Source organism: Microbulbifer okhotskensis, from assembly GCF_023895975.1.
Taxonomy (GTDB): domain Bacteria; phylum Pseudomonadota; class Gammaproteobacteria; order Pseudomonadales; family Cellvibrionaceae; genus Microbulbifer; species Microbulbifer okhotskensis.
In genome coordinates, this window is record NZ_JALBWM010000136.1 from 1 (window position 1) to 9,048 (window position 9,048).

Annotated in this window: 7 protein-coding genes; 2 read left to right on the forward strand and 5 right to left on the reverse strand. The window is 45.3% G+C overall.

Going from position 1 to position 9,048, the window contains the following annotated elements; translation table 11 throughout:
• Positions 1-334: 334 nt before the first annotated feature.
• The 5 genes from MO867_RS19085 to MO867_RS19105 form a co-directional block, all read right to left on the reverse strand.
• The gene (locus MO867_RS19085; protein WP_309143316.1) at positions 335-772 is read right to left on the reverse strand and encodes a GNAT family N-acetyltransferase; all 438 of its coding nucleotides are present in this window, start codon (positions 770-772) and stop codon (positions 335-337) included.
• A 143-nt stretch (positions 773-915) separates the two neighbouring features.
• Positions 916-1,329, reverse strand: a complete 414-nt coding sequence (locus tag MO867_RS19090) for a rhodanese-like domain-containing protein (RefSeq protein WP_252472105.1) — start codon at positions 1,327-1,329, stop codon at positions 916-918.
• A 449-nt stretch (positions 1,330-1,778) separates the two neighbouring features.
• Positions 1,779-2,669 carry an alpha/beta fold hydrolase gene (locus tag MO867_RS19095; protein ID WP_252472106.1) on the reverse strand — a complete coding sequence of 297 codons (891 nt, stop codon included), beginning with the start codon at positions 2,667-2,669 and terminating at the stop codon, positions 1,779-1,781.
• Between the two features lie 537 nt (positions 2,670-3,206).
• A complete protein-coding gene (locus tag MO867_RS19100) occupies positions 3,207-3,725 on the reverse strand; it encodes a DUF4303 domain-containing protein (RefSeq protein WP_252472107.1) in 519 nt (172 codons plus the stop codon).
• 125 nt (positions 3,726-3,850) lie between these two features.
• The gene (locus MO867_RS19105; protein WP_252472108.1) at positions 3,851-4,261 is read right to left on the reverse strand and encodes a hypothetical protein; all 411 of its coding nucleotides are present in this window, start codon (positions 4,259-4,261) and stop codon (positions 3,851-3,853) included.
• A 1,300-nt stretch (positions 4,262-5,561) separates the two neighbouring features.
• On the opposite strand from MO867_RS19105, the gene MO867_RS19110 reads away from it, so the two are divergent.
• Positions 5,562-7,736: a jacalin-like lectin gene (locus MO867_RS19110; RefSeq protein ID WP_252472109.1), complete on the forward strand. Its 2,175-nt coding sequence runs from the start codon at positions 5,562-5,564 to the stop codon at positions 7,734-7,736.
• Between the two features lie 285 nt (positions 7,737-8,021).
• Positions 8,022-8,471 (forward strand): phosphate-starvation-inducible PsiE family protein, encoded by a 450-nt coding sequence (locus tag MO867_RS19115; RefSeq protein WP_252472110.1) that lies wholly within the window; start codon positions 8,022-8,024, stop codon positions 8,469-8,471.
• Positions 8,472-9,048: the final 577 nt, after the last annotated feature.

The following is a 9,048-nucleotide window of genomic DNA, read 5'->3' on the forward strand; positions in this document are numbered from 1 at the left end:
ATCTGGCCGTGGTTCCTACCTATTTCGCCCCCTAAAACTGTCCGAAGTATTGGTAGATTTAGAGTTTGATTGCTTAACGGTCAGCTAAAAAACTGTGTTGATATACAGACGTTTATGGTTTGGTAGAGATGATGATTAGAGGGTCAATAGTCATGCTTTGTTCATCTATATATAAACAGATTATATGTCGCAGAGTATATTGGGTAGCGAGTTGGGTGATCATGGTTGGCCACCTGGGGTGGCCGGGTATGTCAGCGGAAGTAATCTGGGAATATAAGTAGTGGGCTTTTATCATATAGTTACACAGAGCTAATGGGCCTTTCGAGGCCTATATTTACTGATGGCTCAAGTCAAAAATGGTCTTTTTGCTGAGGGACCAAATCTGCCATTCTAACTCTGAAGAAGCGCCCAGTTGAAGGTAAAAGGTTTTAGCATTCAAGTTGGTAGAAAGGACTTTCCACTTGATTTTACCACTTCCTTGTTTGTGGGCCTCAGAGGTCAATCTTTCCATCAGTGTTTTTCCTATTCCTTTGCGCCGGCACTGTCTGTTATCGATAACATAAAGTTCTTTGATCCAGAGCCAGGGGGTTAAATCATAGGTGAACGGAAGTGCGTAGTAGGCAAGGTATCTAACAGCTGTGCCACCGTTCTCGGCAACTAGACATTGAAAACTTGCTTGTTTAAATAGCCGGCGGTTCAATTCTGGTTCAGTAACTTTGAATTCAGTGAAATAGCCCTCAAACTTGGCTGGACGCGCATCATCTCTAAAAATTGGGCGCTATCACAGGGCTTTGCTTTGCGTATATACATCGGTTCCCTATTGAATTACTGCATAATTAGTTTTTAAAAAATGGGTGGGGGCACGTGCCGGTGCCCTTTAGCGTATGCTTCTGTGAGTAGAAATTTATTGAATTCTTAGCTGCTCGAAGTGCTCTGCTCTTTAACTAGGCTGAACCCCTCATCTATCCATCCAGTGACACCGCCAATCAATTTTTTTACCGGACGACCAAGCTTGGCGAGCCTGATAGCGGCTTTCTCTGTCGCATTACAGTGCGGGCCCGCGCAATAGACGATAAATAATGTGGTGGCCGGATAGCCGGATATTGTCGTTTCCGTGATCCATTGGTGTGGCAAGGATTCTGCTTCTTGAATGTGCCCTTGCCGAAACGCATCTTCACTGCGTACATCCAGCAAAACGAAGTCCTTGCGGCCATTTGACAGGGCATGATGGACATCCCAGCAGTCAGTTTCGAAGGTCATTAGCTCCTGAAAGTACTCCAGGGCTATATGGCAATTGGCTGCGGGGATGCGACTTACAGCTGAACTCATAGTTGTTTCCTTTGACAGTTTTTTCTTACTGGCCTGCCGATAGTTTGTCCTCTGGCTGGGAATCGAACCATTGGGTTGGGCGCCAAATGACGTTAAGTTTGCGCCAGTTTGTGAATTTATAATGAAAACTTTATGGTCGGAGACGAGGAAAGAGGGGCTAACTGTCGATCTGTAAGAGTCGCCAGGTTGTGCTGTCGAGTTTGATCTTATGTCTAAGTTACTTTGTGTATCTGGTGGGCGAATATTGAGGAAGCCCATTTTCTTTATGTCAGAAGCGGCAGTTAGCACTGCCACTGGGGTGTGGTCGTATAGTGAATCCGGCCCTGCCATCTAAGTAGTAGTTTGAGATTCTGGGGAGCCATAGTAGGCGCCAGTCAGTATCAGCGGCGCGGCTCTACCGCACCTGCTGAGTATTCTTATGAGATTTGATCTTCTCAGGCCAGGCGATGCTATATATCATCCATACCTGAAAGGAATTTATCAACGACCATATTGAACTCCTCAGGCCTTTCCCAAAACATCATATGCTTACCCATGTATACAGCAGTGGCGGATGGGGTGTTGGTTTGGATCCACTTGTCTGCTACTTCTTTCATGTCATCTCGCACGAGGTACAGCAAGGGCATTTTGCCCTCAAGTGCGATAAGATCTTCACTGTAGTCGAGGTAAAACCCTGTGGCATTCGTAATCGAAGCGACACTGCTTGACGTTTGCTTGGCGATTTTTGATACCCAGGCAATATTTTCCGGTGTGGGGTTTTCCAGCATCCACTCAGAGAATCCGGAAATTACGCTTTCGCGATTCTCAATAATGCCTTCGGTGAACCCTCGTGAGTAACCGTCAGAGTCGTCGTTGAGATACCAAACCCACTCGTCGCGTGTGGCACCGGCTATATCTGGTCCGGTATCGATCATGATCATGGCTTTGAGTCTTTCAGTACCAAATTGATCCAAGTATGCCAGTTGCTCCGTTACCCCGTATGACCAGCCTGCCAAAATCACATTTTTAAAACCCAGTTTTTCAATCAGTTGATTCAAATCCCGAGCGTGCTGTTGATAGGTGTGACCTTCAACCGGTTTTGATGACTTTCCCTGACCTCTAGGGTCATATGCCAGCGCCCGGTAGTGTGTAGAGCCCTTGAAGTGAGCGAGCTGATGTTCGAAGACCTCTGTGGACATCATCCAGCCAGGGATGAAAATGATGGTTGTATCGCCGCTGCCCGCTTGTTCGTAGTGGATGGTGAGATCTTTGTTTATCTCTATTTCTTCTGCAGCTACACCGTTAACAAACAGGCCTAGACATACAGCAATAATCATTGAAAAGTTCTGTATTTTTTTCATTCCTAAAGTCTCCCTCAAAATTGCTGCTGGATGAGCTTGAAAAGCTGGTTTATTGACTTGATTCTTTATAAAGGGGGCCTATTGTAGCAAAGTTATGCCATTTTTTATTCGATTGTAAACTTTGGTAAGCCTCTGGGGAGCCTCTGAATAATTCTGCGATGCCTCTGGCTTCCATAACGGTTCACAATCTAGGCCTTTCAAAAAGTCACGACGCAGAGAGTGAATCGCTCTGAAAGTCCCGCAGGGTGGGCCTTGGAGGCCATAGCTACTGTGTTGCAGATCTTGCGAAGGGTTAAGACCATTCGTGGCGAGCTGCTTCTGACATTTGCCGATTTCAATTCCCGCAGAGAAATTGCGGGATTATTCAGGGGCTCCCTGATGTTCATAGCCCCTCACCCGGTGGAAACAAGACGGAGGCAGCCATAATTTTATAAATCTTACCTTATTGATGCGGCAGAAATGAGCAGGGGAGGGCGGCTTCTTGGGGCGTGGATGCTGGCCCTGCCCGCCGTTTTTTCCGCTCAATTGCGAGTAAAGCTAAAATGCATCGTGATGCTCGAAGAAAAATGACCTGAAATCAGAAGATTGTTTCATTTTGTCCAAAATCCTTGAATTTATAATCTTCATGTAGACCTCCTCTCCAGCCTCCTTGAATAAGTTTGAAAACTTTTGTTGAGCCCTTGTAGACTCCTGATTATTTAGCTGGGAAATATTATTCTTGTGTGAGTTAATTATATCGAGCATGGGCTCCCATGCTTTGTTCCATATATTACAGTTATAATTTAAGTCAAAGTAAGCCCACTCTTGGTTATTCCACTTAATGTCCTCTCCCATAATGAATTCAAGTGTTTCTCCAGATAGTAAGTATTCATCTACAGTTGACTGAAAGGACTCAGAAGAGCTTGCGCAAAGATGAAAGTAACCTTCCTCGGCCAGAGTCTCTATAGCAAAGCCAAAGAATGTCTCATTGTTGTGCTCTTCGATGAACTTTTCTATGCAAGGGATTGCTGCGTTAAATAAGCCATCTACCAAGTCAGCTTTACTGATTTCTTTCATATTATTTGAATGTTTTAACTGTTTTCAGATTGCAGCGGAATTGCTTTGCTACTTTATATTTATCTGATGCGAAAATGTATGTTGAATTTCCGGTAAACACTGCCCTGTCAATAATATGGGTGCATTCATTTCCCCCTTAAAAAATCGTTGATACGATCTCTTATAGAAAATCTGCAGTTAGATTCAAATTTCTCTATCGGATTGTTCCAGTCTTCGGTAATTGGAAGTGTTAGCTTATATTTTAGTGTTACGCACTCCATTTTTCTTAATATTGTTTGTTTTGGTGAGGGGGTAGTTAACTCGCCATCAAGCCAGGCTAATAACGTTAACTTATAGCTCCCATTCGGGTCGCAGTCAGGTGTCCATCCCAAGTCCACTGATCGTCGTAGATGCCGGTTTCTTAAAAATAATATATCTTCATGGAATGGGTATCCAAGTAGTTCACCGGGGTTGGAGTGGTTTTCATGCACGATGTCATAGAAGTGATTTTTTATCATTTCCCATCCGGCCGGTATTTTAAGAGATAATAATTCCATTCTACTGGGGGTTCTTTGTTCTGTAGTAAGTTGGATGCCTGGCTCGTTAGTAAGTCTGGCTGAGGTTCTGTTGGTGCTAAATTGAACTGCATTGATGGGCTGAGAATATAAGGCTTAATAGGTGCACGCATCAAAGCGTATACATCAAAAAATTATGCTGTCAACGTACGCTACACGAATTGGATTGTATGAGTCCAGTTTGCTTACCCAAGGAGTATATGGGTGTGTATGTATATCGATGCTCGTCTTCATATAAACTACTGAGTTAGAAAAAATCCTAACAGGTAGATGGATAATATTGCGGCTGTAAAGATCCCGATATTATTTTTCATAGTCTTTTGAAAATTTCCCTGTATTTAGGTTTCAAAATCACAGTATAATAAACCAGTTTTGGATTTAAGCCTAATCGTTTTAGCCTTTGGTTGCCCGATTATCTCCCTGTCTGTTTGATAGGTAAGTTATCAGTGCGCACTATCTATTGTTAAAGTCTGTCATTATGTCGGCGACCAAACTCGCCATATCATTTTTAACTTCAATGTACGAATTAGAGTTGTGATCGAGTACCTTGGCTCGCACCACTCCTTACATTAGCTGCATTGGCTGATCCATTTTAGCGAGCTATAGATTTATTGTTGTGCAAGCGGGATAAACAAAAGCTACTGCTCGGCACGCCAGAGTAGTTTTGCAGGCTTTACGAGCCATGTATGGAGGGGTGAGCAGTCATAGTGCTTGCAAGTAGCGGTGCTAGTTTTTGCCGCACAATCGGTGAGGTGGGTGATAGATGTTTTCCAAGGTGGGCGGGCGGGGTACTGTGAAGCTATGGTCATCATTTCGCCGGCTCTGGGATGGACTGCTTGTTAGGCGAATAATAACTTTGATATGAAATATTGGAGTTTAGCAATCCCAATAAAGCTTGTGCTTTAACAGCAATGATAAGCAGTATGATTGTCATGTTTTTGTCAAGGTGATTTTTACCGCAAAAGGCAAATTTTTTATAAAAAGTGCTTAAGCGTGTAACCGGCAGACCACACTATTCATAATAGTCTCCCCAGTCTTACCGAGAGGTCCGTCTTGTTCACTATCCGAGACTGAAGTATAAGAAATTTGGCGACATGAAATGTGCATAAATTGTGGAAGCGTAAAGTAGCGTAAATGACTCATTTTGACTCTGCAGTATTGGTGTAACTTAGCGATTTCTGGCAATTGGGTACGCCAGTTTCAGTTGGTTACCTCAAGTAAGGGGGATATTTATTGAGGTTTGATTCTTAAGGCACTTTCAAGATACTTGTCAGGAAAAATAATGCATAAAATAATTGGTTTGGTATCAGGTTTATTTCTGAGTGCTTCTCTCTCGATGAGCGCTCAAGGCGAAATTGATTCTAGTGATGATAAGGTGAAACGTCTGGATCTTCAGGGCCAGATAGATACTAAAGCGCCGTTGTCAAAATCACTATGGGCGGGTGCGCACAATGCCTATGCCTCTTACCAGTGGGATCAGGGTGTTTATACCGACGTGAATCAGTGGTATGCACCGGAGAAGTTATTTAGACGTGGAGTTCGCTTGGTTGAGTATGATACTTATCCGTCCTCTACGTTTAGTTCTACCCCTCACCTGTGCCATATGGGGCTGGAAGAGGCCACCATGTGTATTTATATGTTCGGTACGGCGGCAACCCTTGGGGATGGCTTGGATGAGGTTAAAGATTTTCTCAAAGATAATAATGATGAAGTTATCTTTTTAAAGTTTGAAGCCTACGATTCTGATTACCACCAAAATTTTCGTAATAAGATTGGTGAGAAAATTGAGAGCCGGTTGGGGGAGTTGGTATTTAAGCCAACCGATTGGGGTTATACAGAGGATGCCTGTGCATCTTTACCCGTACAAAAGCTGACCAAGCAAGATGTGCTAGATGCGGGGCGCAATGTGATCTTATTTACTCAGGTGCCCAGAGATTATCCCCATACTGGCGATAACAACTTGTGCGACTATCACGATGAGTCAAATACATCGAAATTCCGTCGCAACGTATGGATCGGCGTAGATGAAATGGATGCGTCGGGGAGTCTCACCTCACATGAACCATTAGCCCAAAATTCCAGCCAGTTGACTCCTGATATCGATGGTAACACCAGTGCTACAACCCACTATGAGAATGGGAATTTCAGTGTTGCCCTCGATGCGACGACGGAATATAGCAAAGACGATATTAAAATTTCCGGTAGCACGGTAATGGAGAAAGCAGAAGCGGGGTACAATCTGTTGGAACTCGCGTTAGTGGAGGCTAATGCGACTACCATTGGTGCTTCTAAAGCGCCGCAAATAGAGGATTTCACTTGGTCTTGGCGGAATGATTCCCCGAGTGGCGGCAACCGCTGTGCTTGGATGACCAATGACGGAGAGATTACAGATTATAGCTGTAGCACCGAGCGGGTTTTCGCCTGTGTGGATGATGAGCGGAACTGGCATATCAGCAGTACCTCTGGTAGTTGGAGCGATGGCTATAACGTCTGTGCCGAGCAGGGATATGATTTCGGTATGCCTTACAACGCTCACGAAAATGCCACCCTCTATTCATTGAGGGGCTCAGAGGGGGTTAATACCTCTATTTGGTTGAATTATTATGAGCCGTTTGAGGGTTTCTGGATTGCCGGTCAGGATAGCTATTCCGACTTTGGCTACATCAAGAAGGACGCGGTTGGTGGCACTGGAGGTAGCGAGTTTGATTCGATTGATCTGGTAAAACGAAAGCTGCTCGGTAGTGGCGCTATGAATATTAAGTCAGTACAAATACGTTCTGGCAGCCGGATTGATGGGCTCAAGGCGTGCTATGAGTTTAAGCAGGCGATCAGTCAGGCGACGGCCAGTAACCACGAGCTGTGTATCGAGTATGGCAACGGGGAGGGTGGTTCTCTCGGTACAATATTGAGCTTTAATTCCGCCAGCGATGAATATCTCGATGATGTGGAAATTTGTGTGGATGATGAAAAGTATGAAGCGGGCAGTGTTTATTACTTGAAGCTCACCGCCAGTGACGGCTCTTCAATTTCTGGGGGGACCGAGCAGGGCTCGTGCACCACCTATGCATCAAGTTCTTCACAGCAGATTTTTGCCTTCCACGGCAGCCATGACGACGAGATTGATTCTCTAGGTGTCCACAAGTTGTCCAGCTCATTGGTGAGCCCCGGATATTATGCGACCGAGTGGCTGGACCTTGATGATCCCTCTTCGGACGGAATTGATTATGAGAGCTTTAATGAGCACCAGGCGGCAGGAAATATAACCAACAGCTGCGAAGTCAGTGACGTGGCGAGCATTGAGGCTCGGGTTGCGGATACCAAGCTGGATTACCCCCTGACTGGTGAAAGCCTGTTGGTCGGCGACATTGGCCCCAACTACCGTTTTTTCTGTGCTACTGAGGATTGTAGTGACTACGAGGTAAGATATTTCTTTACTCGCGCTGGTTGCCTCCCCTAGCAGCTTGTTAACGGGTCTTTTTGTCGTTCTTTCAACCAGGGTTTTCGGCGTATGGCCTTAAACCCTCTTTGATAAGGCCGAAGTATACTTGGACCATAGTTTGGGTTGACAGGCTGCCAAAAACACTACTTTCGTGGCTCGCAAAGTGCGTAATAGTTTCCCTGTGTTGAATTCGCTGCCGGGGCTTTGCGCCAGGATTCTTGGGGGGCTTCACCGCCGAGTCCGGGTATTTCGCCTATAGTCGAACTCAAGCAATGTTCGCTAACTATCGGCACAGCAGCGCCCATGAAATATGACGAGATCCACGAGGATCACGATGATCCCCTGATTAATCAGTTGCACCGCGCAATCAAGCTTGCTGTCAAGTTTCTCGCTATTCTGATGGTGCTGGTGATCTTCTTGACTATTGCTGATGTGGTTTATGTGCTCTATCAACGGCTTATGGAAACGCCATTCCTGTTATTGGATATGGAGGATATCCTGGAGACTTTTGGGGCTTTTCTGGTTGTGCTGATCGCTATAGAAATTTTTACGAATATACGCCTTTACCTGGGCACCAGTGTAATCCCTGTGCAGCTGGTATTGGCAACTGCACTAATGGCCGTAGCGAGAAAGGTTATCGTCCTCGACCTAAAGCTGGTCAGCGCGGAGCAGATTGTGGGTATCGCTCTGGTGACTATTGCACTGGGCGTTTCTTATTGGCTGGTAAGAGAAAAGGCTAAGAGCGCTGCTTGAACATTTGAGCCTGCGATGAGCAGCGGTCTAATGAGCTGAATCAGGACCTGGTCAGAGGCGATTGTTTCACTTTCTTAAAACACTGAAGTATCGTTTGACGGGGAAGCATGCCCGCCACCACTCCAGAAGCGATCAGGATCACAATCCAAATTTCACTGTTTTTATAAACGATCCAAATTGAATAAAGTCCAAACACCGGGCAAGGCAAGGTTAAAGGCGCTACCATCGATATCAGAATCAGTATCGCAGTAAAACGATTGGATAGGTTTGAAATAGAATAGGCAAAATTGCATTAGTCTTGATTTCGTTGACAAATTGATAATAAACCGAAGAGCCGCTTTGGATGTAGGTCGAAGCTGCGAGGGGCTGAGGGGCGAAAAGTAGTCCTCAAACGTCGAAACCAAACATCTGAGTCTTGCCGCGATCAAGCCACTGATTTTTCGGCGGGTTATGGCTATTACTACCAATGCTACGCCCAGCAAGGTAATGGCCAGACTAAGCAAGAGCCGGCCCGGGGTCAGTGAGGGTGTAAACAATTCTGTGTAACCGCTCTTGCTAGTGGATTATTGGTAGTCGG

Excerpts from the sequence above, each read along its gene's own strand:
- MO867_RS19115 (WP_252472110.1), top strand. The coding sequence starts at position 8,022 with ATGAAATATGACGAGATCCACGAGGATCACGATGATCCCCTGATTAAT.
- MO867_RS19100 (WP_252472107.1), bottom strand. The coding sequence starts at position 3,725 with ATGAAAGAAATCAGTAAAGCTGACTTGGTAGATGGCTTATTTAACGCA.
- MO867_RS19095 (WP_252472106.1), bottom strand. The coding sequence starts at position 2,669 with ATGAAAAAAATACAGAACTTTTCAATGATTATTGCTGTATGTCTAGGC.
- MO867_RS19110 (WP_252472109.1), top strand. The coding sequence starts at position 5,562 with ATGCATAAAATAATTGGTTTGGTATCAGGTTTATTTCTGAGTGCTTCT.
- MO867_RS19090 (WP_252472105.1), bottom strand. The coding sequence starts at position 1,329 with ATGAGTTCAGCTGTAAGTCGCATCCCCGCAGCCAATTGCCATATAGCC.
- MO867_RS19105 (WP_252472108.1), bottom strand. The coding sequence starts at position 4,261 with ATGGAATTATTATCTCTTAAAATACCGGCCGGATGGGAAATGATAAAA.